The following is a 26,086-nucleotide window of genomic DNA, read 5'->3' as shown; positions in this document are numbered from 1 at the left end:
TTATCTCCCTTTGATCTCAGTTATTAGGTCAGGCGGCATATGCGTTGTCTGATTTTGACAGCAAAGTCAGATCAAGCGGCCTTTTTGGGCTGGCTCCGGCAAGGATGAGTGTTCCAGCCAAAATCCCAAGGTTTTTGACAAAATTCTGAACCTCATGCTGGCCTTGGACACCTTCAAAATTCCAAAAGTCATGCAGGCAAAAGTTCACCAAAAGGATATAGGCAACAAGGCCAAAACTGGCCGCGCGAACAAAACGATTGAACAGTAGCAAAAGCGCACCGGCAACATTGGCAACTCCGGCCACAACCAGCAACGGCACTGGCGCGGGGACGTTATGCTGCTGCATCAGCGCAACATGCATATCAAAAGCAGCGAACTTCATCAGTCCGGGGATGAGGAAATAGACGGCTAGAAGGCATCGACCAAGTGTTATGCTCATGATGTTGCGACTTCCTAAATTACGTAATTGCAAATTTTGCTAAGGTTTCCAGCCTGAATCGAAAAGACGGGACCGCTGTTCACCGCCCCGCTTTTTGATCACGAATTCACGGCTGCGATTAGTTTTTCCGCAGCGCCTTCAGATGAGGCCGGGTTCTGACCAGTGATCAGCAAGCCGTCCTGCAAGACATAGGGCGCCCAATCTTCACCACAGGAATATTCGCCCCCATTGCTTTTGAGCATATCCTCAACCAGGAATGGGACGATTTTGGTCAATTCAACTGCTTCCTCTTCCGTGTTGGTGAAACCCGTAACCTTTTTACCGGCAACCAGCGGATTGCCGTTGCCGTCTTTCACGTGTTTCAGAACGCCGGGCGCATGGCATACCAGCGAAACCGGTTTTCCAGCCGCATGGAATGCTTCGATTAAGGCAATCGACTGTGCGTCTTCGGCCAAATCCCACAACGGACCGTGCCCACCCGGATAGAAGACCGCATCAAATGTGTCATGGGCGACATCAGCCAGTTTAACGGTGTCTGCAAGTTGCGCCGTGGCATCGGCATCAGCTTCGAACCGCCGAGTCGCATCTGTCTGGAAACCTTCTTCGGCGCTTTTAGGATCAAGCGGAGGCTGACCACCCAGCGGAGATGCCAAGGTGATTTCCGCGCCAGCATCTTTGAAGACGTAGTAAGGCGCAGCCAGCTCTTCGAGCCAAAAACCGGTTTTTAGCCCGGTTTCACCGAGTTTGTCATGCGAGGTCAGTACCATCAGGATTTTCATGTTCTGCTTTCCAAGTTGGGTCAATTCAGTTGGATCGTGCATTCCACCTGCACCGCGACCGGGGGCACGCCCCCGCATTCATCGCGGCAAAGAGGGTCTTGGGCGACTCACCTACGCCAAACTAGACCGGTCGTCTAGTAATTTATTTTTCAAATCCTTGGCCAAAAATTTTATACTTTTGCCAAATATCTCAATTCTTGGTCGACCTATTGTACGTTCGCGGCTGGAGTATTAGACTATCCGTCTATCATGGAAGCAGACCTGAACCGGGTAAGAAGGCGGGGCAGATGAATACGCGATCTAACATTGTAACCGCTGGCCAATCCCTGATCGGTCAAAAAGGTTTCAGCGCCGTTGGCCTTGCAGAAATCCTAAAAGCTGCAGGTGTACCGAAAGGCTCGTTCTATCATTTCTTCGAATCCAAGGATGCGTTTGGCGTGGTATTGCTAAACGAGTACTTTGAATCCTACCATGCAAATCTGGACCATCTCTTTGCGAAACAAGGGCTTACAGCGGCTGAGATGTTGATGCTGTATTTCTCGAACTGGCGCGAAAATCAGGGCCTTGAGGATTGCGAAAGCCGGTGTCTGGCTGTGAAGCTTGGCGCGGAGGTATCGGATTTTTCCGAACCGATGCGGCGCGCATTAAAAGATGGAACAGACGGCATCATCTCTCGCCTCGCAACTGTCGTCCGAGCGGGCGTGTCAGATGGGTCCCTTCGCGTGTCTCAGACCCCTACTGCTGTGGCAGCCAGTCTGTATTACTTGTGGTTGGGGGCCAGCATCATGGTCAAGATATCCAAGTCGCATGATCCATTTGAAATTGTGCTGACAAACACACGGCAAACTCTGGGTATAGGTGTGTCTAACTAGGGGTCTGCGCACAGTTCTGGGTCTGAGGGCGGCTTACCTTTCTGCGGACGATCCTGACCTAAGGGTGCACGCCAAGAGCGGTTAAGCACAACGCTGCAAGCCCACAAGCCATTGCAAAACTGGCGACCCCGGCAGGATTCGAACCTGCAACCTGCCCCTTAGGAGGGGGCTGCTCTATCCAGTTGAGCCACGGGGCCGCGCAAGGCTCTCTCTACCTGTGTTTTTTCTGGTTGTCATGGCCTTTGCACAACAGTTGTAAATTGCGCTCTGTTCACGCTACCATTCCACAAAACAAATACGCAGGTACCCCAGTGACGACAGATACAAAACGCCCGCTTACCCTTCGTGATGTCTCTGAGGCGTCCGGCGTATCCGAGATGACGGTCAGTCGGGTATTGCGAAACCGGGGGGATGTGTCTGACGCCACCCGAACCCGGGTCTTGGCCGCTGCAAAAGAACTGGGCTATGTGCCGAACAAAATCGCAGGCGCGTTGGCATCAAGCCGGGTCAATCTGGTGGCTGTCATTATTCCATCGCTGTCCAACATGGTTTTCCCGGAAGTTCTGACAGGGATCAATCAGGTGTTGGAAGATACCGAGTTGCAACCCGTGGTCGGCGTCACCGATTACCTGCCGGAAAAAGAAGAAAAAGTTCTGTACGAGATGCTTTCGTGGCGGCCCTCAGGCGTGATCATCGCCGGGCTGGAGCACACGGACGCGGCCCGCGCCATGCTGGATTCTGCGGGCATTCCAGTGGTCGAAGTCATGGACACCGACGGTAAACCGGTGGACGCGATGGTCGGAATTTCGCACCGTCGGGCCGGGCGCGAGATGGCGCAGGCGATCCTTAAGGCTGGCTATGAACATATCGGGTTCATGGGCACCAAAATGCCGCTGGATCACCGGGCGCGTAAGCGGTTCGAAGGGTTCACCGAAGTGCTGGGCAAGCACGGCATCGAAATCGAGGATCGAGAGTTCTACTCTGGTGGCTCGGCACTGGCCAAGGGGCGCGAGATGACGCAAGCCCTGCTGGAACGCTCACCTGAATTGGATTTCCTGTATTATTCCAACGATATGATTGGCGCAGGTGGCCTGCTTTACTTACTGGATCAAGGCATTGATGTGCCTGGCCAGATCGGCTTGGCTGGGTTCAATAATGTCGAGCTTTTGCAAGGTCTGCCGCGCAAGCTGGCCACGATGGATGCCTGCCGGTTGGAGATCGGGCGCAAAGCGGCCGAGATCATCGCCACGCAACTTGCCGATCCGAACACCGAGGTCGACACCCGCGTGACCTTGACCCCCAAGATCAGCTATGGCGACACGTTGAAACGACGCTGACCTGATGGCGCTTCGTCAATTGGACAACCGAACAGCGCGGGCCGTGTTCATGGATCGGCACGCCCTTCTTGAGCCGCCGACGGGCAGCGCCAAGGGGACCGCCCTTCTGAGCCTGATTCAGCGGTTGGGGTTTGTGCAACTGGACAGCATCAACACGGTGGCTCGCGCCCATGACATGATCCTGTTTTCACGCAGGCCCAGCTATCGCGCGAAGAAACTGAAACACCTGTACGAACGCGACAGGGCATTGTTTGAACATTGGACCCATGACGCAGCGGTTATCCCCATGGAGTATTACCGGCATTGGCATCTCAGGTTTCAACGAGACGCGGATATGTTGAAGTCCCGGTGGAAGAACTGGCGCCGGGACGGGTTCGAACAGCGGTTTGAAACCGTCTTGCAGCATATCCGTGACCACGGGCCAGTGTCGTCGTCAGACGTCGGCAAGGACGAAAAGAAAGGATCGGGCGGCTGGTGGGACTGGCACCCATCCAAAACCGCGCTGGAGTTCCTTTGGCGGTCCGGGGCGTTGACTGTGATTGGGCGACAGGGGTTTCAGAAACGCTATGACCTGACAGAACGTGTGATCGACGACCATCTTTGCCCCGGCAAGCTGCAGGTAGACCCGGAAGAAACCGTTGATTGGTTGTGCAATGCGGCGATGGACCGATTGGGGTTTGCAACCTCGGGCGAACTGGCCGCGTTCTGGGACACGGTAAGCACCACAGAAACCCGGGAATGGTCTAAACAGGCTCTAACAAAAGGAGAGTTGGAGGAAATCGAAGTCACCTGTGCTGATGGAAGGACGCGCAGGATGCTCTCACGGCCCGACTCCGAAGACGTAAATCACTTGAACAAACCGCCGGGCCGTATCCGAGTGCTTAGTCCGTTTGATCCCATGCTTCGCGATCGTAACCGGGCGGAAAAGCTGTTTGGGTTTCACTACAGGATCGAGGTGTTCGTACCTGCCCCAAAGCGGACCTACGGCTACTATGTGTTTCCACTGTTGGAAGGTGACCGAATGATCGGTCGCATCGACATGAAGGCCCACCGCGACGACGGTGCATTGCGAGTCAGCGCTGTGTGGCCGGAACGATCCGTTCGTTGGTCTGCGGCACGGACGGGTCGGTTGGAATCCGAGCTCGACCGGGTGCGCAGATTCACCGATCTTGGCCGCGTAGAGTTTGCGGAAAACTGGCTAAAAGACCCTATTTAGGGTCTATTCTGCCGCAGAGAGGGTCAAGCTTATGGGTTGCAAGCCGTCAATCGTACCCGCCAGCCTGTCACCGGGTTGCACCGGCCCAACGCCCGCCGGGGTGCCCGTCATGATCAGATCACCGGGGCGCAGATGGTAATAGCCTGAAAGATGGCTGATGATTTCGTCGATCTTCCAGATCAGCTCGTGCAGCGTTGCGTCCTGACGCACATCGCCATTCACGCTTAGAACGATACGCTTGTCGTCATCCGGCGACCAATCCGCAGCGGGTGTCAGGGGGCCAAAGACTGCTCCGTTCTCAAGGTCTTTGCCCAGATCCCAGGGCCGCTGCTTGTTCCGCTCTTTTATCTGCAAGTCCCGGCGGGTCATGTCCAATGCGCAACCATAGGCGTATACGGCGTCTGCGGCCTCGCCTCGGGACGCGCGAAAGACGGGTTTGCCGATCGCTACGGCCAGCTCCATCTCGTGATGAAAGTTGTCTGTCCCCGGCGGGAAGGGCACTGTGGCACCGGACAAAACCGCATTGGCTGCAGATTTCGTGAAATAGAACGGTGCTTCGCGATCTACCTCGTGGCCCATCTCGGCCGCATGCGCCGCATAGTTCCGTCCAACACAGAAAACGCGGCCCAACGGGTAAGGGGTCGAAAGCCCCTCGACCGGGATTTCAAGCGGTTTTGGTAGCGAAAACGGCATAGCGACCCCTTTGCCTGGCAACAACAGCGCATCTTAGAGGACAAACCACTGGGGGCAAGCAGATGAACCGCCTGTTGGAAATGACGTCCTAAGTTCAGAAGCCCGAGAAAGGGCTAAAGGTCATGCAGCTCGTTCAACAGGTCCAGCAATGCCTCGTGCCGTTTTTGGCCCAGTTGGTCTTTTATTTCTTCTGCAAGACGTATCATCACTTCGATATTGTCCTGAATTATCCGCTCACCCTGCGCCGTGACCTCGACAATCTGACGGCGCTTGTCGCCGGGATTAACCCTGCGCCGGATCAAACCCTTGGCTTCCAGTTTTTGCAATATCCGCGTAAGGCTGGGCAGCAGAAGACAGGCGCGCTCGGCGATACGTGTCGGCTCCTGCGGGCCCTCCTCTTGCAGGACACGCAGGACACGCCATTGCTGTTCAGTCACGCCTGCATCTGACAGCATTTTGCGAATAGGTCCCATGACACGCTCCCGCGCCCGCAGCAATGCTATGGGCAATGAGCGTGACGTAAGTGGAAAGTCATTGGGCATAAGGAATCTTGGACGAAATCTCATCAGACTGCAACTCAGCCGAAGTTTATTAAATACGCCTTATTTAGAGACTGTTTAAGATTTTTGATGAGCGCTAACGCGATGGGCTCAGCGCGAACCGTTATGGGCGGTGATCTGCCATGCGCTTTTGGGCTGGTCAAACTCGGAACCACTGGGAATGATGCTTTCAAGGCTCGATCACCGCACGTGCCACGTCACTGATGAAAAGGTTCCAACATGCCCGCCCCTACAAACACCTTTAAGTTGGCTCTGCAAAACGGCGACAGATTGATCGGCTGTTGGAGCAGTTTTGCCGAGGCCGTCACAGCCGAAATCATGGGCACGGCCGGGTTCGACTGGCTGGTGATTGACGGAGAACATGCGCCAAACGACATCCGATCTGTGCGCGATCAACTCATGGCGTTGTCGTCCAGTCCCACCCATCCCGTTGTCAGGGTACCAGTGGGCGACACCGCATTGATCAAGATGGTTCTGGACGCCGGGGCGCAGACCATTCTTGTTCCCATGGTTGAATCCGCGCAACAGGCGCAGGAACTGGTGCGCGCCTGCCGCTATCCACCACAGGGTGTGCGGGGGGTCGGGGCCATGGCGTCACGCGCGACGATGTATGGAACGACCACCGATTACATCCAGACTGCGGACACCCAGATTTGCCTGCTGGTTCAGGTTGAAAATCGCGCCGGAATCGAGGCCCTGGACGCGATTCTGAAGGTCGAGGGCGTCGACGGCGTGTTTATCGGACCTGCGGACCTGTCCACGGATATGGGCCATCAGGGTGACAGTACCGCACCCGAAGTCCGTGCCGTAATTGCCGATGCCATGACGCGGATCAGGGCTACGGGCAAGGCTCCGGGCATTCTGGGCACGACGGACGAGGCCAGTCAGGCCTATCTGGATATGGGCGCGCAGTTTCTGGCGGTTGGCATTGATGTCATGTTGCTGACCCGGGCTGCACGCGCACTGGCTGCGCAATGGAAAGGGAAATAACGCCTCAGCCCTGCATGGCGGCTGCCGCTTGCGCGTAACCTCCGGATGCGCCGTCAATAAAATGAACGTGGTCGTCGCGCGTGGCCGAGGGGACAAAACAGGTCATCATCGCCTCATCTTGCGCATGCAGGCCATAGCGGATCTTTCCCTGACCACGGGCCTGTTCAAGCATTATCCGGATTTGCGACAGTGTCGCCTCGTCGCAATCCAGTGTCATCTTCAATCCGTCGTCGAACTTCCGGTAATCCGCGTTACGGCTGACCATTTGTTGATAGTGTTCGGGCTGGAAGTCACCCATGGGTCGCCCGACCTTGAACAAGAGGTAAATCAGCAGATTTTGTGCCAGTAACCCAAGTTTTTGCAAGGTGAGATTGCGACCCCGTCGCGACACATGCGCGTCGATATCCAACCCCGGCGGAGGCCAATTCATTGGCGGGCCGTTCACAGGCACAGGATGTCCCGCCCGCTCTAACCCTTCTGAGGCGACCAGAACGGATTGCGCCAAATCAGCAAAATCGCTCTCGGTCGCTTGCGCAGTCGGCTCGATCACCAAAGACACGATCTGACCATGGGCCGCCCTGATGTTTGACCAGCGACAGGACAGGCCCGTTAGATCCGGTTGCGCGCCCGGTTCCGCGACAGGCACAGCAAACGCACCCGCTTTCATCTGCGCCTCGGCCCAGGCCAACCCGCCGCCCGCGAACATGGCATAGTCCACGCCATCGGACGGCGCGTAGCGGGCGACACGCAAATCCCGATCCGACGCCCGGATTTCGGCGACGGGCATCAACGCAGCGCGCAAAGATATTCCGAATTCGTCCTCGGCCCAGCGCCGCAAGGCAGCCAACTTGGATCGGGCGTCGTCAGCCGCACTAGCGGGGACGGCAAACCCTGCGCCGTCGCCGCCAAACACATAGGGGAAGTCGCTGCCCTTCATGGCGTTGATCATGGCTGAAATAACCGCGGCGCCGACCATATTCACGGTCTTGTAGCGGCCTTTGGCAATTTCGCCCGTTGAATCGACAATATCCGCCACCCCGACGACCCAATTGTCAGGAAGGGCTGAAAACTGCACGGGGTCGGCAAGCCGGGCAAAGTCGCGCAGCAAAGGAAGACTGTCATAAAACGCGGCCTGAGCGTCTTTCATAATCGCCTCGATCAGAAATCACCTCTTAGGGTAGTGCGATTGCGGTTGCTGTCCCGTGAAATCGTCACGACACACGTGCTTGTGTGCGGCGATTGTACGTGCCAATCAGGGGCGGTCAGCCGTTGGGGAAGAGGGGCGATACATGAAGGCAGGATTGGTGGTGTTGTGTCTGGGCTATGTGCTCAGCCAGTTTTTTCGTGCTTTCCTTGCCGTTCTCAGTGTCGATCTTGGCCGCGACATAGGGGCCACGCCCGAGGACCTAGCCTTTGCCTCGGGCCTTTGGTTTTTGATCTTTGCCGCCATGCAGCTTCCAGTGGGTTGGGCGCTGGATCGGGTCGGCCCGCGCCTGACGGCCGCCGCACTATTACTGATCGGAGGTGCCGGTGGGGCTGCATTGTTCGCAATCGCTTCTACGCCCTTCCACGTTGCCATCGCGATGGGGCTGATCGGGGTTGGCTGTTCACCGGTCCTGATGGCGTCTTATTACATCTTCGCGCGTGAGTTTCCCCCGGCGCGCTTTGCGACGCTAGCCGCGCTGATGCTGGGTGTCGGGTCAGTGGGTAATTTGGTGGCCTCATATCCCACCGCACTTGCCGTCGAATTGATGGGCTGGCGCGCAACCATGTGGGTGCTGGCGTTGTTCTCAGGCGCGATTGCGCTGGGTATTCTGACCACCGTGCATGACCCCAAACGGGTTGAAACAGACCACAAGGGTTCGGTTCTGGACCTAGTGAAACAGCCCGCTTTGTGGGCGATCCTGCCGCTGATGCTGGTGGCCTACGCGCCTTCGGCGGCTACGCGCGGGCTTTGGGCCGGACCTTACCTGAGCGATATCTTCGCCCTCAGCACCACGCAAATCGGCACGGCGACGCTGATCATGGGGGCCGCCATGATTGCCGGGACCTTTACCTATGGGCCGCTCGACCGGATTTTAGGCACGCGGAAATGGGTGATCTTTGGCGGCAATGCGCTGGGGGCGATCGCTTTGTCACTGCTGTGCCTGTGGATCGACAACAGCGTCTGGGTGTCCATCGTATTGATTTCGATCATTGGCTTTGTGGGGGCCAGCTTTCCAGTCATCATGGCGCATGGCCGCGCCTTTGTACCGCCACATCTTGTGGGCCGAGGCGTAACCCTGCTGAACCTGTTCGGGATCGGTGGCGTCGGCTTCGCGCAGTTCGTCACCGGCCGCATCCATGCGGCCACAGTGGACATCAGTCCAAGCGCACCCTACACAGCGATATTCGGCTTTTTCGCGGTCACGCTTGCCATTGGCTGCGTGATCTATCTATTCAGCCGGGACAGCGTCGACTGACGCTGAAACCGTCAGGAGCAACCATGTCCGACCCGCGCGTTATCGCCCCCAATCTGAAACGCAGGCTTTCAGGCGTAACGGCGACGATTGCGCGGTTGGTGCCGTTGCAAGTGCAGTGGATCGACATAGCCGCCACCGGCCCCGGCCTGCCTGCCGACATTCCGCATATCCCGCTGAGCCGCCTGCCCTTTTTGTCGCGTAAATCCCTGCGTGTCTGGCATGCGCGCCGCAACACCGAGATGCTGTTGGGTCTGTTCCTGCGCAACATCCTGCGCCTGCGGTTGAAGCTGCTATTCACCAGCGCCTCGCAGCGCAGCCATTCGGGCTATACCAAATGGCTAATCGGCAAGATGGACGCCGTGGTGGCCACCTCGCGCAAGACCGCCGGGTATCTGGACCGGGACGCGCAGGTCATCATGCATGGCATCAACCTGCAGGATTTCACCCCGCCCGAGGATAAGGCGGCGGTTCGTACCCGCTTGGGTCTGCCGGATGGTCTGTTGCTGGGCTGCTATGGCCGCATCCGCCAACAGAAAGGCACCGACGCTTTTGTCGATGCGATGATCGAGCTGTGTGGCCAGTTCGATGACGTCCACGGCATCGTCATGGGCCGCGCAACGGAACAACACACCACCTTCCTGGCAGAACTGAAGGACAAGGTCGCGGCTGCGGGCCTGTCCAATCGCATTCTGTTCATGCCCGAAGTCACGGTCGACCAGGTCGCCGAATGGTATCAGGTGCTGGACCTGTTCATCGCGCCCCAGCGGTGGGAGGGATTCGGCCTCACCCCGCTGGAGGCGATGGCCTGCGGCGTGCCCGTCGTGGCCACCGATGTCGGAGCGTTCTCGGAAATCGTCACCGACCCTACGCTGGGCCGTATCATCCCGCCGGGCGACATCCCCGCCATGATTGAAGCCAGTGCGCAAATGCTGAAGAACCGCGAATCCCTCGCCCAATCCGGCCGCGCCGCCCGTGCCCATGTCGAACAGAATTTCGATATCAACGGCGAAGCAAAGACCCTTGTTGCCCTCTACGAACGGCTTCTGACCGAAAACTGAGGCGATGCGCCGCGTCAAATCGGTGTCATCGTGCGAAATATGCCCCGAAAACTCTTTTTTCTTTGCTGCAACGCGGCTATGAACGCGCGTCCTTAACTTTGGAGACATGAAATGGGCTATCGCGTCGTTGTCGCCGGCGCCACGGGTAACGTGGGCCGCGAAATGCTGAACATTCTGGCGGAACGCCAGTTCCCCGTCGATGAACTTGCTGTTCTGGCAAGCCGTCGTTCGCTGGGAACCGAAGTAAGCTTTGGCGACAAGACACTGACCACCCAGGACATCGACACCTTCGACTTCACCGGCTGGGACATGGCGCTGTTCGCCATCGGCTCGGACGCGACCAAAGTCTACGCGCCCAAGGCGGCTGCGGCGGGTTGCGTGGTGATCGACAACAGCTCGCTCTATCGCTACGACCCGGACATTCCGCTGATCGTGCCGGAATGTAACCCTCAGGCGATCCACGACTATAAAAACAAGAACATCATCGCCAACCCCAACTGCTCGACCGCGCAGATGGTTGTCGCGCTGAAGCCGCTGCATGACCGCGCCAGGATCAAGCGCGTTGTCGTCTCGACCTATCAGTCGGTTTCGGGCGCGGGCAAAGAAGGGATGGATGAGCTTTGGGATCAGACCAAAGCCATCTACAACCCCACCACCGAGGTTGAGCCGAAGAAGTTCCAGAAACAGATCGCCTTCAACGTCATCCCGCAGATCGACGTCTTCATGGAAGACGGCTCGACCAAGGAAGAGTGGAAGATGGTGGTCGAGACCAAAAAGATCGTCGATCCGTCGATCAAGGTCACAGCAACCTGCGTCCGCGTTCCGGTATTCGTCGGCCACTCCGAGGCTGTGAATATCGAGTTCGAGGAATTCCTGGACGAGGATGAGGCCCGCGACATCCTGCGCGAGGCCCCAGGCATCATGGTGATCGACAAGCGCGAAGACGGCGGCTACGTCTCGCCGATCGAATGCGCGGGTGATTTCGCCACGTTCATCAGCCGCATCCGTCAGGATTCGACCATCGAGAACGGCATCAACCTGTGGTGCGTGTCCGACAACCTGCGCAAAGGCGCGGCCCTGAACGCTGTGCAGATCGCCGAACTGCTGGGCCGTGAGGTTCTGAAAAAGGGCTAAGGTCAAACCGGCTGGAAAAACAAAGGGTCAACCATGGGTTGGCCCTTTTTTTATTGTCCACCAATGGCCCCAGCCAAATCGAACACGGCTAGGAAAAAAATTTCATCAAGGCCCCGCCTGGGAAATACCCGATGAAACACATTGCGATGAACCAAGCGAACCGGGGACGTTTTCGGAATGTGAGCAAAGCAAACACGCCTCCGGCAAACATGAAAATTACAAACCCGAGCGCAGTGTAGATCAGCGGAAGCAAATGAGTTAATTGTTCGAGACTGAAATTTTCATCCGCCCCCATATCAACAATCTGCCGCGCCGTCACAGCGATTGGATACACGATGAGGGCGACGACAATGCGATACCCCATCGTGATACCCCTGTTCTGTGGGGCCGGTTTAGCAGACGGACGGGGGTGGTTTACGGCCGAAGCTCTGTCTGCCTGAAGCTTGCGAATATGATCACTTTGTCGCTGATCGAACATACTAGAATCCCTGAAACTCAATACACGCAAAGCGTGCAGTATGGATTGAAAAAACACAAGCTGTACTAAGGTTGGTTTGGCGCAAACAGTGTTTAAAGAACCCCGACGGGGCAGCGGACCAAGCCCCAACCGTCATCGACTCCGGCAGCTTTCAAAGCTGAAACGAGACGTTCGGAGAGGAACAGGAGTCTTGGAACTTTAGGGTCGATCCAGATGTCGGGGCCGCCCAGTGCTTCGGGGGAAACCACCAGTTTATGTTCCGACCCTTTTCTCGGAAGAAACCGTTTACCATATTTGTTGTTCAAAGGGGCTGTCAGATCCCCCTCGGGCCCCAGAGCTTCGTAGTTCCCCATCAACCGTTTGTTGCACACATTCAGGATGTAGTATGGCTCATCCCTGGTCGCATGGCCCGCCGGAGCCTGCAATCTGATCGCGTGGAAATAGGTCTCGCCCAGATCGAACTGCTCCAGAACCACTTTGGCCGAATCCGACAGCACCGGCAGACCGCCTCCGTTCATGAAACTCGGTGCGGGATTGCCGTCCTGCGAGCCATAGTACCAGACATCGCCGATTTCTTCTGCCGTCAGCACCTCGCCCTTAGGAACTTTGTCATAGGTCCGTTGGAGCAATTCACTGTATTTTTCACCGATTTCTTTGGGCTGACCCGCGCGCCAATGCCGTTCATATTCCCTCCGCGTCATCGGAGTTACACCGGACTTGTTGTTCCAAGTCGTAGAAATCCAGACGTGGGACTCCCGTTCGGGGAGGTCGTTTTCCATATGCACAATCACCACCTGAAATCACTTCGATCTATGAATCGCTGAAATTTCAGACAGCTTACAGCCTCTGTGCGGATCGGAAAGACGCAAACTCACTCATTTGGGACCGATCTGCTCACAAAGCCTGTCCTTCCCCATCAAAGAACTGCAATTTCTCGGGCGCGAAATGCAGACCGATCTGCGCCCCGGCCTTGATTTCGGTATCTCCGCCAAGGCGGACGGTGACTTTTTCTTCGGTGCCGCAATCGACGATGATGAACATGTCGGCGCCAAGGTATTCGACAACCTCGACCACGCCGTCGCTGTGGCCTGTGCCCGGTTCGACCACGCTGATATGTTCGGGGCGGATGCCCAGCCGTGTCGCCTCGCCCGTCCGGTCAAATGGACCGCTGCCACCGTTTTCCAAACGGAACTGATCCCAGGCCACGGTACAGGGCAGGACGTTCATCTTTGGGCTGCCGATGAACTGCGCCACAAACAGGTTGGCCGGGCGTTCATACAGCTCGCGCGGGGTGCCGACCTGCGCGATCTTGCCGAACTCCAGCACCACGATACGGTCGGCCAGCGTCATCGCCTCGACCTGATCGTGGGTCACGTAGATCATGGTTCGGTTCAGGCTTTGATGCAGCTTGGCAATCTCATAGCGCATTTCGACCCGAAGGGCGGCATCGAGGTTGGACAGGGGTTCATCAAACAGAAACGCGGTCGGGTCGCGTACGATGGACCGACCGATGGCCACGCGCTGACGCTGCCCACCGGACAGATCCTTGGGGCGGCGCTCAAGATAAGGCTCTAACTTGAGGACTTCGGCCGCTTTTCCGACACGCTCGGCGATATCGGCCTTGGACACACCCGCCACCTTCAGCGAGAACCCCATATTCTCGGCCACGGTCAAATGGGGGTACAGAGCATAGGACTGAAACACCATCGTCAGCCCCCGTTTCGAGGGCGGGTGGTCGGTCACATCTGCCCCGTTGATCAAAAGCCCCCCGCGCGAGATATCCTCGAGCCCGCCAATCATGCGCAACAGGGTGGACTTGCCGCATCCCGAGGGGCCGACAAAGACGACAAACTCACCTTCTTGAATCTGCAGGTCGATGCCCTTGATCACCTGCACCTCGCCGAACCATTTCTCGACGCTTTTGAGTTCGATGCTGCCCATCAGTTCCTCCCTGCCCAGTGCAGCCAAACGGCGGCGGTCCATGTGAATGAATTGCCACCTGCGGGACCTCCGGTGAGCGGATCAAAATACTCGGCAAAGCCATGTCCGGCGATCAGGCGCGCGGTTTTCAGGCGCAGAGCTTCGGCTTCGACCCCGTGGCCCATTTCAGCCAGTCCAAAACCGGTCAGCATGTTCATGAACGCCCATGTTGGACCGCGCCAGTATCGGCGTTCGTCGAATTTAGGCATGTGCGGGTCATAGCTGGGAATCGGATGCGGTACCGTGGTCAGAACCGTCTTGACCCGTTCCAGCATCCGGGCCGATTCAATTCCTGCGTACCAGCACAAATAGCTTGCGTTAGAGACACTTTCTGCCCATTCGCCAGTATGCGCATCCCGCGCGTCAAACGCGCCCAGCGCCTCATTCCAAAGGGATCGCGCACCAGCCTCAAGCCGATCAATATCGGCGCTGAGACCATCAGCCCCAAGCCCGAGATCATTGCTCACGGCCAGCAGATCGCGGGCAGCGCGCAGGGTGGTGAAGCTCATGGTCGGATCGGCCACGCGAAACGGATTTACCTCTAGCAGCTTCGCCTGATCCCATCCCGCCTCACGGCCGATATTCACCAGTTTGATGTAGCGGTCGTAGTCGTATTTCGTCGGACGGTCGGCGCTGTTGACATGGCTGGTATCACGGCGCTGATATTCACCCACGTCCGAGGCATCAATTGCCGCCATCGTATTGTCCCAGTCGGGGGCATTGTCGCGCCCGGCCTCCCACGGGTGGGTGGTGCAGACCGCGCCGTGATCGTCCAGCCGCCACGCCATGATCCAACGGTGCCAGGCCAACATCTTGGGGAACAGCACCCGCATCCGTTCTTTGCCTGCCACCGGATCCATATCCACTACCCGCCGCGCCATTGTTGCCGCCAATGGAGGTTGAATGATCCCCGAAGACGGGATCGGCCCCGTTCCGCCCCACACGTCCGGTCCTGGAAAATAGCCCGGATCGGGCTTGTGAAACAGGATATGCGGGACCATGCCGTCCGCCCATTGACCCGAGAACAGCGTCTCAAGCTCAACCCATGCGCGGTTGATGTCGAACTCGGCAAAACCCAGCGCAGCAACCGCGCTGTCCCAGTTCCATTGGTAGGGATACAGTCCGCTGGTGGGGATCGTGTAGCCGCCCCTGTCATTGGCAATCAGGATATTGCGAGCCGATTCACTCGGCGTAGTATAGTAGTTCATGTCAGTCATCCTTTGACCGAGCCTGCCGTCAGGCCCTTGGTCATGAAACGTTCAAGCCCCAGAAACAGGGCCATGATCGGAACGGTGGCAATCACCGCACCGGCCATCAGGTGTTGGCGGGGAATCTCCGAGGAGTTCAGCATCGTAACGCCTCGGGTCAGGGTGAATTTCGACGGGTCGTCGAGCAGCATGAAGGCCAGCAGGAACTCGTTCCACGCAATCATGAAGACATAAAGCGACACCGACGCCAGCGCAGGCAGGCTAAGCGGCAGGGTGATCTTCCAAATCACCGCCAGCCGCGACAGACCATCCATCAGACCGGCCTCTTCCACTTCGGTCGGCAGGCCGCGGAAGTAACCTTGCAGCATATAGAGCGCGACCGGGATCGTGGTAACCGGGTAGATCATGACAATGCCCAGGATCGAGTTGCGCAGACCCGTCAGCGAAAACGCGATGTAAATCGGCAGCGCCAGAACGATCATCGGCACCATGTAAATCAGCAGGATCGAGCGTGAAAACGCCTTTTGCCCTTTGAACCGAAATCGCGCGACGGAATAGGCTCCGGGAACGCTGAACAACAGGGTGATGAACACTGTCAGGACCGACACATAGAACGAGGTCCACAGGTAAGTGCCGAAATTGAAGTCTCGGAAAAGCTCCGAATAGCTGCGAAACAGCGCCCAGCCTTGCGACAGGTCAACCGAGAAATCCAACGGGTTCTGCAATAGGGCCTGTTGCGATTTCAGGCTGGTCATCACCATGACATAGAAGGGGATGACGACAATGGCGGTGAAGAAAATATAGCCGAAGCCGGTGCAGAACCGGATCACGGCGTCTTCAAATTCGTGGCGGGTGAGCTCACCTAAGGGCGTGTCCCGCAGGATCGCCGCCAGAGACAGGTGCGTAACAATGGCCATGGCAAGAACCGTGACCAATACGGCCTGCAAAGACGTATCCGAGCCGATCAGGACCGGGCCAAATCCGGTCAGGGCAGACAAGCCCAACAGGGCCGAGATCCCCAACCGCGCCGGTGCACGCTGTGCCGGAAACCGGACATAGACCAGCCCGGCCAAAGCCCCCCAGATCAGGCAGAGCAAGACCTGCGGGCGAAACGCTGCCCCGGTCGAAAACGACATGGTGATGGCGACAGTGGTGGCTATCACAACCAGCCAGAGTGCGCCCAGAACCGGGCCGGTGATATATCCTTTGCGCATCACAGACCCTCCTCTCGGCTGATGAAGCGGAAGAAGACAAAGCTGAAGGCGATCAGGCACATCAGGATCACAACGGCCACCGCTGCGCCTGCCCCGATATTGGAAATCGCGAATGCCTGTTCATAGACATTCACAGTTAGGGTGCGCGTGCCCGCATTGCCGCCGGTCAGCAGGAAAATGTCGTCGAACTTGTTGAACGTCCAGATAAAGCGCAGCAGGAACAGCACCGACAGAATGCCCAGCAGTTGCGGGATGCTCAGCAGCCAGAACTTCTGGAAGGGCGACGCCCCGTCCATATCCGCCGCCTCATACATGCTGGAGTCGATGGACTGCATCCGAGCCAAAATGAAAAGGAAGGACAGCGGGAAATAGCGCCAAATCTCAAACACAGTGACCATGATCAACGCCAAAGGCCGCTCGCCGAAGAAATTAATTGGCTCGCTACTCAATCCCATTTGCACCAGCAACGCATTGGCCGAGCCTGAGAACGGGTCAAACAGCGTAACCCACGTAAAGGCCACCGCGATCACCGGTGCGACGTAGGGAAACAGGTATAGTCCCCGGATGATACCCTGCCCTTTGAAACTTTTGTTCAGCAACAGAGCCGCAAACAGACCCATCACCAAGGCTCCGATGGTGCCGAAAACCGTGTAGAACAGCGTGACCCAAAGAACGCCCCAGAACTCATCCCCGTCGAATACGCGGGCATAGTTTTCCAAGCTGAACTCGAAATTGGTCAGAACGCTTGGCCCGCTGCCGGTGACGCCGGGTTCGGACCCTTCGATCGCGTCTTCAAAGGCGTCAGGGTCTCCGTCCACGGTGACCGGAATTCGAATGCGTTCGCGCTGACCTCCTTCCAGAGTGCCGAAATCACAGAACAAATCCGGCCCGTTCAGCACGCAAGGGGCCGAAACTTCGCCCACCGTTACACCATCGGGCAGTACATCTGTCACGGTCACGCCTTCAATGGCGATTTCCTGGCTTGAATTGCGCACGCGGTATTCGATCCGCAGATCCTCGCCTGATCCGCGCAGGCTTTCGCGCACAACGGGCGCAGGCGGGCGCAGGTCAGACAGGGTGAACGGCTTGAAACTGATCCAAAAGATCGCCAGCAAGGGCAGGATCACCACAAGCGATACGCTGATCACAGTTGGGGAAAGCAAAGCCCAGGCCAGACGCGCCTCGCGTTTGGCAAGCGCCCCGGTTCCGGTCGGTGGGGTGGCCGAAGACATAGGTGGACCTCAGAGGGTTAGGTGCAGCGGCGCGCACGCCGCTGCAGATACCGGTCAAGCAGGGGTCTACTGAACCTTGGCAAGTTCTTCGTTCATCGCGGCCACGGCAGCGGCGGCGTCGATTTCATCGTCGATATATTGACGCACGATCCGGTTGATGACCTGAGAGTTGATCATCTTGGACGCCAGCGAAAGCTGCCCTTCGGCCACGCCCCAACGCTGCGCAACGTCCAAACCGCCGACAATCTCGTCGATCATCGCCTGATCGTATAGCTCACCCAACGGGGCCTTGCGATCAACGCCCACGGGCAATTCCGCCCACGCTTCGGCAAAGGCCGTCGGGTTGTCGGCGTTACCGCGACGCACCGGGAACTTGCCTTCGGGCGCGATGGACAGCGTCTGGGTATAGCCATCATCCATGGCGAATTTCACAAACTCCATCGCCGCGTCAGTATCGGCGTCATTGGTGATCCCGAAATACCGCACATCCCCCCATGCTGCGCCGTCCGGGTTGGATGGGCCAGAGAAGTTGGTGACAATCCCCGTCTTCGACGCCAAATCGCGCGAGGTCGGGTCATCCGTGATGGTGGGCGGTGCGCTGTCGCGCAGACCTGCCAGTTCATCCAGAATGAACGGCGACCAGATGATCATCGCGGCTTTGCCATCGAAATACAGCTCGCGCGATTGCTTCCAGAACAACTCACCCGGAGGCGAGGCTTTGGAAATCGCCTTGTAAAAGTCCAGAACCTCGGTGGTTTTGGCCTCATCCAGCGGCTGGAACCCGTCCGGTCCAACAGGCGAAACACCGTTGGCGAGGAAAACATGCTCCAACACCTGGCTCATGAAGTTTTCGTCAACCTTTGTGGCAGAAACAAATCCATACATCTCCGGCGGGTTGTGCAACTTGTCCAGCGCAGCCAGAACATTGGCATAGGAACTTGGGGCTTCCAGACCAGCCTCGTCGAACAGGTCCTTGCGGTAGACGACCATCTGGGTCCAACCATCAACCGGGACCGAAGCCGTTTCACCATTGAACGCCGCCATTGCCAGCGCGCCTGGGGCAAATGTATCTGCACCCAGTTCCTCGATCACCTCTGTTGCGGCTTCGGTATCCAGGATACCCGCCTCGGCCCAGGGCAGAGCGTATTGCAGTGTGTGATAAACGACGTCCGGCAGATCACCGGCAGCAAAGGCCGCGGTTGCACGCGTACCCAGATCGCTTTCGGTGACAGGGATCACTTCGACTGTCGTTCCCGTTTCAGCTTTGAACTGGTCGGCCATCTCCTGCTGCTTGGCCAGACGTTCGGGCTGTTCCTCGGTGGTCCAGAAGCGGATCGTATCCGCCTGCGCCGACAGCGCGCCAAGCATCACTGCCAGCGACGTGCCCAGCATCAGGCGGGACATCTTGGGTGTAAGTTTCATGATCGGTCTCCCCGGTTATGATTATTGTCAGTCTGTATTATGCGCGCCAGTTCCTGTGGCGTTCGTGTTGGCGGTCCGTCCGATCCACCCTCAACCAGGGTGGCTTCGGTCAGTTCGCGTAAACCTGCGGGGTCGTCGCCCCGGATTTGCCGGATCAGCATCGTCGCCAAACGCTGTCCGGCCATGTGTGAATCTACCGCAAAGCTGGTCAGAGCCGGGCGCGCGTACCGGGATTCGGGAATGCCGTCATAGCCAATGATGGACACGTCACGACCGATCTCAAGCCCCAGATCCTGCGCGACCGGGTAAAAGCCCAAGGCCGCCAGATCGGTGGCAAAGACAATTGCTGTCGTGGGCTGTTCGACCTGCATCAAGGCCATGGCCTGCGCAGCGCCTTCATCCCGTGTTCTGGCCCCGTCCCGGATCAGGTCGGGGTCCAAGGGCAATCCAGCCTCGTGCAGACCTTCGGCATACCCATCGCGGCGCAGGTGGCTGTAGTTGAACTTGAGGTCACTGCCGACATAACCAATGCGCGTATGTCCAAACCCGGCCAACCGCAAAACCGCCTTGCGCATCGCCGTTTCACCGGCGATATCGAACCAAGAGGTTTCCTCCCACGTGTTCGGCTGCCCATACCCGGTACGGCCATACAGGATGTGGGGAACCCCAAGGCTGCGCAAAAGGCCGATCCGGGCGTCCTTGACCGCGGTCCGGGGCAGAATGAAACCATCCGCTTTGCGTTCTTCGAACAATCTGCTGAGGACTTTCAACGTGTCCCGTTCCGAGGTCGCGGTCGAAATCGTCATCGTCCAGTCAAGGTGACTTGCAGCCTCGCACGCACCAGCCAGAAAATCCTGCAGGAACGGGTTGTGACGATCAGGTTCGTCGCTGTTCAACACCATCGCAATCGCACGAACCTGCCCGGTACGGATGGCCTGCGCATGGCTCAGAGGTCGATAGCCCAACTTGCGCGCCGCCGTTTCCACCCTGGCGCGGGTCACAGCCGAAATATCAGAATACCCGTTGAGCGCCCGCGACACAGTGCTTTTAGACAAGCCCAGATGCGCGGCCAATTCATCAAGCTTGACGCGCCCAGAAACCGAGGGGCGATCTGCGGTGTCCCGCGGCCGATGTGAAAGATTCGCTGTCATTGATTGCAATTTTTTGTTCCGAAACCGGTTTCGGCAACGAAAAAGTTAAAAAAAGTGCAGAATGGCTATTTTTTTGGCTTCTTCTTATTGGGAAATCGCCCCGCTGGGCCGTCGCAAACGGACGAACGCCTTTAACTTAACCAATCAGGATTGCGTTTGAAGTAATGTCCCAGGTGGTCGGACCACACAATTTACGTATCGACCGACCTGAATCGGTTCAGGCTGGGTGCGGGACGTTGGACAAAAAAGGGCGCGGAATCGGCAACCTGATCCCACGCCCGTCAAATTGAATGAACCTTCGGCGGTTTAAACGACGACGAACTTCTTCGCCTGCGGATCATAACATTGCAGTCCGCCTTCACCGATATCGGTCCACAATCCATGCAGGCTGAGAGAGCCATCCTCGACCGCCGACGACACAAACGGGAAGGTCATCAGATTTTCCAACGAGGCCACAACCGCTTGCCGTTCAAATTGACGCGCTTGCTCTGCCCCGTCTTCGACATCAGAAACAAGTTCGTATTTCGGTTTCAGGATATCCATCCAGCGGCCAACAAAGCTTTCTTTCGCTTCCAACTGCGGGGCCTGTCCCTTGCACATGTCAATGCACCCCTGAACCCCGCCGCATTGCGAATGGCCCAGCACGATCAGATGCGCCACTTTCAGCGCAGTTACGGCATATTCGATTGCCGCGCTTGTGCCGTGGTGGTCACCGTCAGGGGCGTAAGGCGGAACAAGGTTGGCGATATTGCGGTGAATGAAGAACTCACCCTGATCAGCCCCGAAGATCGAAGTGACATGAACCCGACTATCGCAGCACGAAATCACCATGGCGCGCGGACGCTGTCCCTCTGTAGCAAGACGGCGATACCAGACCTGGTTCTCGGAATAAGTGGTGGCTTTCCAGCCATGATACCGTTTGACCAGATAATTCGGCAAAGGCTTGGCATGATCCATGTTCGTGTCCCTGATTTGTTCGCTGTGGGCTGCTCTAGCCCGAATTCGAGGAAAATTCGAGCAATTATCCCTCAGGAACGCAAGGTTTTGCAAAGAAGTTCTCGGTCAAAGTCGCCTTGTACCGTGGGGGTATAGTGAATTGGGGAATAAGTGGTGGAAAATATTATCACGCTTGAACACAAAGAAACTGTTCGACTGGACCCGGACCGGGTGAACGGGTTGTATCGGCAGCTTGGAGAAAAGAATGCACTGGACGTGTTGTGCCGCACGGTCGAGGAGCTGGCCGTTCGCCTGTCGAATTGCGAACGGTTCTGGCGGCAGCGCGATTGGACCGGGCTGCGAAAATGTTCGCGGTCGTTGGTGGCGATAGCCGACCAGGTCGGCATGACAGCACTGGCTGGTGTCGCAGATGACGTCGCCCGGAACGTAGATGCAGGAGATGCGGTCGCCACGGGCGCCACCCTGTCTCGTCTGATCCGCGTGGGCGAGAAATCCCTGACGGTGATCTGGGATCAGCAGGACCTTTCTGTCTGACAGGGGCTTGCAGATGGAATGTGGGCGGCTAGGCTGGGCGCAAATCGAACCAGCCGAGTTACCCATGACCCTGACCTTTGCCTCGCCCTCAGACAATTCTGTCCCGCTGCACGTGATCGCCCAACCCGATCTGGATGATTGGGTAAAGGATCAGCCTGATGCCGTGCAGAACTGGGTCACGAACAACGGGTTTACGGGGGCGATGGGCCAGACCTTGTTGGTTCCCGGAACGGACGACGCGCCGCTTTACGCTTTGGCGGGGTATGGCAAACCCGCAGGCCGCGCCCGCAAGCGTTTTCCACTGGCGGCTGCGGCAGAGGCGCTGCCGAAAGGCACCTATCACATCGCTTCGGGCGTTCCCAAAGACGCGCTGGAAACCGAATGCTTTGGCTGGTTAATGACCGGATACGTATTTGACCGCTATGCCAGTCAGTCGCCGGCCAAAGCCCGGCTGGTTGCCCCCGACGGTATTGATGCCGCGCGTCTTGAGGTTCTGGCCAAAGCCGAAGCCCTGATCCGGGATCTGGTTAACACCCCCGCGTCGGATATGGGGCCAGAGCAATTACAGGCCGCCTCCGAGGGCCTCGCGCAGGAATTCGGTGCATCCTGTTCGGTGATCGCAGGCGATGCGCTGCTGGATCAGAACTTTCCGATGATCCACACGGTTGGCCGCGCTGCCGCGCAGGAACCGCGGCTGATCGAGATAAACTGGGGCACAACAGGGCCAAAGCTGACCTTGGTCGGTAAAGGTGTGTGCTTTGACACGGGCGGTCTGAACCTGAAACCCGGCGCGTCGATGGGGTTGATGAAGAAAGATATGGGTGGTGCGGCCAATGTTCTGGGGCTGGCCCGTATGATCATGGCGCTGAAGCTGCCGCTGCAACTGCGGGTTCTGATCCCCGCTGTCGAGAATTCGGTGTCCGGAAACGCCTTTCGGCCCGGCGACATCCTGACCTCGCGCAAGGGCCTAACGGTCGAGATCAACAATACCGACGCCGAAGGTCGCCTTGTTCTGGCAGACGCGCTGGCGCTTGCGGACGAAGGGACACCGGACCTCGTGATCTCGATGGCGACGCTGACCGGCGCTGCGCGGGTGGCCGTGGGAACCGATCTTGCGCCCTATTTCACCGACAGCGACAACGCGGCAGACGCGCTGACCCGCGCGGCGCGCAAGGCCGCCGATCCGGTCTGGCGCATGCCGTTCCACGACCCGTATGAAGGGTTGATCGAGCCGGGCATCGCCGATCTGGACAACGCCCCGGCCGGTGGGTTTGGCGGTTCCATTACCGCCGCGCTGTTCTTGCGTCGCTTTGTAGGCGACAGCCGTTACATGCATTTCGACATCTTCTCATGGCAGCGCAGCAACGAACCCGGTCGCAGCAAGGGCGGGTTTGGCCAAGGGCCCCGCGCCTTGTTGACGGCCTTGCCCGAGATGCTGGACCTATGACACGCCAACGCATCATCCAACCGGTTACCGACCTGTTGCGCGAGCCGGACGGTCCGCGCGACCGACAGTTGCTTTTTGGTGACGCTGTCGAGCTCTCAGAACGGGCAAACGGCTGGAGCCGGGTCATCGCAGAAAAAGATGGCTACGTCGGCTGGGTCCGCTCGGAACAGCTTGGCCCGGACCTAAGCGCAACGCATTGGATCACGGCACCAGCCACCCACGCCTATGCTCGGCCAGACATGAAAAGCCCCGACCGGACCTCTTTGAGTTTTGGAAGCAGGGTTGCGGCCACGTCCGAGGTAAATGGCTTTCTGGACACCGAGCTTGGGTTCATCCCGACCGTTCACGCCAAACATGTGGGCGTTCCGCTGACCGATCCTGTTGCGGTAGCCGAACTTTTTCTGGGCACACCCTATCTTTGGGGCGGAAACAGCCGGTTCGGGCTGGATTGTTCAGGACTGGTTCAGGCCGGGCTGCTAGCCTGCGGACAACCCTGCCCAGGAGACAGTGGCGACCAGGAGCGCGAACTTGGTCATCTGCTGCCGCAGGGCACCCCTCCTCAGCGCGGCGATCTGCTGTTTTGGAAAGGGCATGTGGCCTGGGTTTATTCCGAGGATATGCTGCTGCACGCCAATGCTTTCCACATGGACGTGACGTTTGAGCCAATGGAACAGGCGATCACGCGCATTCTGGAACAGGGAGACGGGCCGGTGACGGCCCATAAGCGGCTCTAATCAAGGTCAACTGAACGGATCAGCTTACGCTCAAGCACGCGCAGCACCGTGCGCAGATCGTGGCCGCGTTTCAGGATTCGGCCATCCATGCCCACGACCGAATACATCCCTTGTTTCTGTCGAAGCCGGGGGTGTTTCTCGACCCGATAGATGGGATGTTCCGCAGTTCGGCGAAAGATCGAAAACACGGCCATGTCCCGCAAGTTGGAAATACCGTAATCGCGCCATTCTCCGGCTGCGACCATCCGGCCGTAGACGGACAGAATATGGGACATCTCATGCCGGTTAAACGCGACGGGCATCTGGGCCGAGTTTGCAGAGAACCGGCTGGGAGGCTGCATGTTCATACCCCAAGCCTTGCCGGAAAACGCGTCTGAATCAAGTCCGGCGACACCCGGGTGTGATATTTTTGGATCGCTCTAACGCCGCTGACCAACCTGTCGACAGATCAGGATGACCGGCAACAGCCCCACCGCCAGGATTACCAGAGAGGGGACCGCAGCCCCCTCGAGCCGTTCATCCGAGGCCAACCGATAGGCCTGCACCGCCAGCGTATCAAAGTTGAACGGGCGCATGATCAGGGTCGCGGGCAGTTCTTTCATCACGTCCACAAACACAATCAGCAGCGCCGTCAGCAAGGACGGTGTCAGGATAGGAAGATGAACCCGGCGCAATGTTCCCAGCGGGGTTTGCCCCAAAGACCGCGAGGCCGCGTCCATGTTGGCATGAACTGTGCTTTGCCCACCTTCATAAGCGCCGAGCGCCGCCGCCAAGAACCGCACCATATAGGCGGCGACCAGCAGCCAGATTGAGCCCGTCACCAGCAAACCCGTCGAAACATCAAAGGTCGCCCGCATCCAAGCATCCAGTGCATTGTCGAAACTGGCAAATGGCACCATCAGGCCCACCGCAATGACACCTCCGGGCACCGCATAGCCCAACCGCGCCATGTACCCCGCGCCAGATGACAACCGCCCGGGGCGCAACCGCTGAAAGAATCCAACGCTGATCGCGGCGCAAACCGTAATCACGGCGGCAGTACCGGCCAAAGTCAGCGAGTTCTGGATGAAGCCGATATAGCGGCGCGACAGCAGGTTCTGCTCTGACTCAAGCCCCATCTGAATCAAGATGAACACCGGCAGCAGGAACCCCAGAAGAACCGGAATGGCGCACAGCGTAAAGCCCGCGGCAGCCTGCCAGCCCTTTAGCCGCGCCGAGGGCAGTGACGCATGGCTTTTCCCTGCCTGATAGTATTTCGCCTTACCGCGCTGCATCCGTTCGGCCACGGCCATGACCAGCGCAAAACCCAGCAGGCACAGGGCCAACTGCGCGGCGGCAGCGCGGTCTCCGATGGAAAACCAGCTTGTGTAGATACCGGTGGCGAATGTTTGCACGCCAAAATAGGCGACAGTGCCGAAATCGGCGATGGTTTCCATAATCGCCAGCAGCACACCCCCCGCAATTGCCGGGCGCGCCATGGGCAGCGATACGTGCCAGAACGCCAGCCAAGGGCTTTTGCCTAACGCCCGCGCCGCAAGAAAAGCCGTGGCGCTTTGCTGAAGAAACGCGGCGCGGGCCAGCAGGTAGACATAAGGATACAGCACGAGGATCAGCATCACCGCCGCACCCTCGGTCGAGCGTATCTCGGGGAACCAATAGTCGCGTGGCCCCCAGCCGGTCACATCGCGCAGGGTGCTTTGGACAATGCCGGGGTGATCCAGAATGAACGTATAAGCATAGGCCAGCACATAAGCCGGAAAAGCCAGCGGCAAAACCAAAGCAATCTCAAGGAACCGAACGCCGGGAAAGCGTGTCATGGTCACAAGCCACGCAGCACCGACACCGATGGCAAACGTACCAATCGCCACCAGAACGACCAAAATCACCGTCGTAAGCGCATAGCGCGGCAAAACGGTTTGCAACAGGTGCGAGATCGTATCCGTTCCGCCCGTTGCAGCCGCCAGAACGACGGCGAGCATCGGCAACAGACAAGCGGCCGCAACAAGACAGGCGACCGTGCCAACCAGCCGGGTACCAAACGCGCCGTGGTTGCGCGAGCCATGTTCTGAAACTTCTATGTCGGCCATGATCCCGGCTTGTAACTGGCGAATGCGCAGAGTTGGCCATTAATCGACCAAAACGCTAAGAAACACCAGTCTACAGGGGAACAAATCTGCGGCACAAACTGC

Annotated in this window: 26 protein-coding genes and 1 tRNA gene; 10 read left to right on the top strand and 17 right to left on the bottom strand. The window is 58.0% G+C overall.

Features of this window, described 5'->3' with window-relative positions:
• Positions 1–28: 28 nt before the first annotated feature.
• Positions 29–439, bottom strand: coding sequence for a DoxX family protein (locus GOX73_RS06570; RefSeq protein ID WP_171123953.1), 411 nt, complete (start codon positions 437–439; stop codon positions 29–31).
• Between the two features lie 98 nt (positions 440–537).
• On the bottom strand, positions 538–1,218 hold the full coding sequence (locus GOX73_RS06565; RefSeq protein ID WP_171124660.1) for a type 1 glutamine amidotransferase domain-containing protein: 681 nt from the start codon (positions 1,216–1,218) through the stop codon (positions 538–540).
• Between the two features lie 287 nt (positions 1,219–1,505).
• Here GOX73_RS06565 and GOX73_RS06560 point away from each other — a divergent pair, with 287 nt between their 5' ends.
• On the top strand, positions 1,506–2,090 hold the full coding sequence (locus GOX73_RS06560) for a TetR/AcrR family transcriptional regulator (protein WP_171123950.1): 585 nt from the start codon (positions 1,506–1,508) through the stop codon (positions 2,088–2,090).
• Between the two features lie 120 nt (positions 2,091–2,210).
• On the opposite strand, the gene GOX73_RS06555 is transcribed toward GOX73_RS06560, so the two are convergent.
• A tRNA-Arg gene (locus tag GOX73_RS06555) sits at positions 2,211–2,287 on the bottom strand.
• 114 nt (positions 2,288–2,401) lie between these two features.
• Here GOX73_RS06555 and GOX73_RS06550 point away from each other — a divergent pair.
• Together GOX73_RS06550 and GOX73_RS06545 are read left to right on the top strand one after the other, a co-directional pair.
• On the top strand, positions 2,402–3,427 hold the full coding sequence (locus GOX73_RS06550; RefSeq protein ID WP_171123948.1) for a LacI family DNA-binding transcriptional regulator: 1,026 nt from the start codon (positions 2,402–2,404) through the stop codon (positions 3,425–3,427).
• Between the two features lie 4 nt (positions 3,428–3,431).
• Positions 3,432–4,643 carry a winged helix-turn-helix domain-containing protein gene (locus GOX73_RS06545; protein ID WP_171123946.1) on the top strand — a complete coding sequence of 404 codons (1,212 nt, stop codon included), beginning with the start codon at positions 3,432–3,434 and terminating at the stop codon, positions 4,641–4,643.
• A gap of 3 nt (positions 4,644–4,646) precedes the next feature.
• On the opposite strand, the gene GOX73_RS06540 is transcribed toward GOX73_RS06545, so the two are convergent.
• Together GOX73_RS06540 and hpaR are read right to left on the bottom strand one after the other, a co-directional pair.
• Positions 4,647–5,336: a fumarylacetoacetate hydrolase family protein gene (locus GOX73_RS06540; protein ID WP_171123945.1), complete on the bottom strand. Its 690-nt coding sequence runs from the start codon at positions 5,334–5,336 to the stop codon at positions 4,647–4,649.
• 113 nt (positions 5,337–5,449) lie between these two features.
• Complete coding sequence (gene hpaR, locus GOX73_RS06535) at positions 5,450–5,878, bottom strand: homoprotocatechuate degradation operon regulator HpaR (protein WP_171123943.1); 429 nt, start codon at positions 5,876–5,878, stop codon at positions 5,450–5,452.
• Positions 5,879–6,115: 237 nt separating this feature from the next.
• Between hpaR and GOX73_RS06530 the strand changes: the two genes are divergently transcribed.
• Complete coding sequence (locus GOX73_RS06530; RefSeq protein ID WP_171123941.1) at positions 6,116–6,886, top strand: HpcH/HpaI aldolase/citrate lyase family protein; 771 nt, start codon at positions 6,116–6,118, stop codon at positions 6,884–6,886.
• Between the two features lie 4 nt (positions 6,887–6,890).
• On the opposite strand, the gene GOX73_RS06525 is transcribed toward GOX73_RS06530, so the two are convergent.
• On the bottom strand, positions 6,891–8,033 hold the full coding sequence (locus GOX73_RS06525; protein WP_171123939.1) for a DUF3095 domain-containing protein: 1,143 nt from the start codon (positions 8,031–8,033) through the stop codon (positions 6,891–6,893).
• 142 nt (positions 8,034–8,175) lie between these two features.
• On the opposite strand from GOX73_RS06525, the gene GOX73_RS06520 reads away from it, so the two are divergent.
• From GOX73_RS06520 to GOX73_RS06510, 3 genes are all read left to right on the top strand, one after another.
• Positions 8,176–9,348: an MFS transporter gene (locus GOX73_RS06520; protein ID WP_171123937.1), complete on the top strand. Its 1,173-nt coding sequence runs from the start codon at positions 8,176–8,178 to the stop codon at positions 9,346–9,348.
• Positions 9,349–9,371: 23 nt separating this feature from the next.
• A complete protein-coding gene (locus GOX73_RS06515) occupies positions 9,372–10,406 on the top strand; it encodes a glycosyltransferase family 4 protein (protein WP_171123935.1) in 1,035 nt (344 codons plus the stop codon).
• A gap of 111 nt (positions 10,407–10,517) precedes the next feature.
• Entirely contained in the window at positions 10,518–11,540 is a 1,023-nt protein-coding gene (locus GOX73_RS06510) for an aspartate-semialdehyde dehydrogenase (protein ID WP_171123934.1), read from the top strand.
• Positions 11,541–11,628: 88 nt separating this feature from the next.
• On the opposite strand, the gene GOX73_RS06505 is transcribed toward GOX73_RS06510, so the two are convergent.
• From GOX73_RS06505 to GOX73_RS06465, 9 genes are all read right to left on the bottom strand, one after another.
• Positions 11,629–12,018, bottom strand: a complete 390-nt coding sequence (locus GOX73_RS06505) for a hypothetical protein (RefSeq protein WP_171123932.1) — start codon at positions 12,016–12,018, stop codon at positions 11,629–11,631.
• A gap of 92 nt (positions 12,019–12,110) precedes the next feature.
• Positions 12,111–12,797, bottom strand: a complete 687-nt coding sequence (locus tag GOX73_RS06500) for an imm11 family protein (protein WP_171123930.1) — start codon at positions 12,795–12,797, stop codon at positions 12,111–12,113.
• 115 nt (positions 12,798–12,912) lie between these two features.
• Positions 12,913–13,959: an ABC transporter ATP-binding protein gene (locus GOX73_RS06495; protein WP_171123928.1), complete on the bottom strand. Its 1,047-nt coding sequence runs from the start codon at positions 13,957–13,959 to the stop codon at positions 12,913–12,915.
• A complete protein-coding gene (locus tag GOX73_RS06490) occupies positions 13,959–15,206 on the bottom strand; it encodes a hypothetical protein (protein ID WP_371808574.1) in 1,248 nt (415 codons plus the stop codon). The genes GOX73_RS06495 and GOX73_RS06490 overlap by 1 nt, the downstream gene beginning before the upstream one ends.
• A gap of 5 nt (positions 15,207–15,211) precedes the next feature.
• Positions 15,212–16,420 carry a carbohydrate ABC transporter permease gene (locus GOX73_RS06485; RefSeq protein WP_171123924.1) on the bottom strand — a complete coding sequence of 403 codons (1,209 nt, stop codon included), beginning with the start codon at positions 16,418–16,420 and terminating at the stop codon, positions 15,212–15,214.
• Positions 16,420–17,652: a sugar ABC transporter permease gene (locus GOX73_RS06480; RefSeq protein ID WP_171123922.1), complete on the bottom strand. Its 1,233-nt coding sequence runs from the start codon at positions 17,650–17,652 to the stop codon at positions 16,420–16,422. Before GOX73_RS06480 ends, GOX73_RS06485 begins: the two co-directional genes overlap by 1 nt.
• Positions 17,653–17,718: 66 nt before the next feature.
• The gene (locus GOX73_RS06475) at positions 17,719–19,074 is read right to left on the bottom strand and encodes an ABC transporter substrate-binding protein (protein ID WP_171123920.1); all 1,356 of its coding nucleotides are present in this window, start codon (positions 19,072–19,074) and stop codon (positions 17,719–17,721) included.
• On the bottom strand, positions 19,071–20,225 hold the full coding sequence (locus GOX73_RS06470; RefSeq protein WP_171123918.1) for a LacI family DNA-binding transcriptional regulator: 1,155 nt from the start codon (positions 20,223–20,225) through the stop codon (positions 19,071–19,073). The genes GOX73_RS06475 and GOX73_RS06470 overlap by 4 nt, the downstream gene beginning before the upstream one ends.
• A 306-nt stretch (positions 20,226–20,531) precedes the next feature.
• Positions 20,532–21,182, bottom strand: a complete 651-nt coding sequence (locus GOX73_RS06465) for a carbonic anhydrase (protein WP_171123916.1) — start codon at positions 21,180–21,182, stop codon at positions 20,532–20,534.
• Between the two features lie 150 nt (positions 21,183–21,332).
• On the opposite strand from GOX73_RS06465, the gene GOX73_RS06460 reads away from it, so the two are divergent.
• From GOX73_RS06460 to GOX73_RS06450, 3 genes are all read left to right on the top strand, one after another.
• Positions 21,333–21,716 (top strand): hypothetical protein, encoded by a 384-nt coding sequence (locus tag GOX73_RS06460; protein ID WP_171123914.1) that lies wholly within the window; start codon positions 21,333–21,335, stop codon positions 21,714–21,716.
• 64 nt (positions 21,717–21,780) lie between these two features.
• Entirely contained in the window at positions 21,781–23,163 is a 1,383-nt protein-coding gene (locus tag GOX73_RS06455) for a M17 family metallopeptidase (protein WP_171123912.1), read from the top strand.
• The gene (locus GOX73_RS06450) at positions 23,160–23,897 is read left to right on the top strand and encodes an NlpC/P60 family protein (protein ID WP_171123910.1); all 738 of its coding nucleotides are present in this window, start codon (positions 23,160–23,162) and stop codon (positions 23,895–23,897) included. The genes GOX73_RS06455 and GOX73_RS06450 overlap by 4 nt, the downstream gene beginning before the upstream one ends.
• On the opposite strand, the gene GOX73_RS06445 is transcribed toward GOX73_RS06450, so the two are convergent.
• The gene (locus tag GOX73_RS06445) at positions 23,894–24,244 is read right to left on the bottom strand and encodes a DUF2794 domain-containing protein (RefSeq protein ID WP_171123908.1); all 351 of its coding nucleotides are present in this window, start codon (positions 24,242–24,244) and stop codon (positions 23,894–23,896) included. The genes GOX73_RS06450 and GOX73_RS06445 overlap by 4 nt on opposite strands.
• Before the next feature lie 72 nt (positions 24,245–24,316).
• Positions 24,317–25,984 carry an iron ABC transporter permease gene (locus tag GOX73_RS06440; protein WP_171123906.1) on the bottom strand — a complete coding sequence of 556 codons (1,668 nt, stop codon included), beginning with the start codon at positions 25,982–25,984 and terminating at the stop codon, positions 24,317–24,319.
• Positions 25,985–26,086: the final 102 nt, after the last annotated feature.

The sequence above is a fragment of the Ruegeria sp. HKCCD7221 genome (assembly GCF_013031225.1).
Classification (GTDB): domain Bacteria; phylum Pseudomonadota; class Alphaproteobacteria; order Rhodobacterales; family Rhodobacteraceae; genus Ruegeria.
The sequence above is the reverse complement of the archived record's forward strand: the minus strand, read 5'-3'. Positions and strand labels throughout refer to the sequence as shown.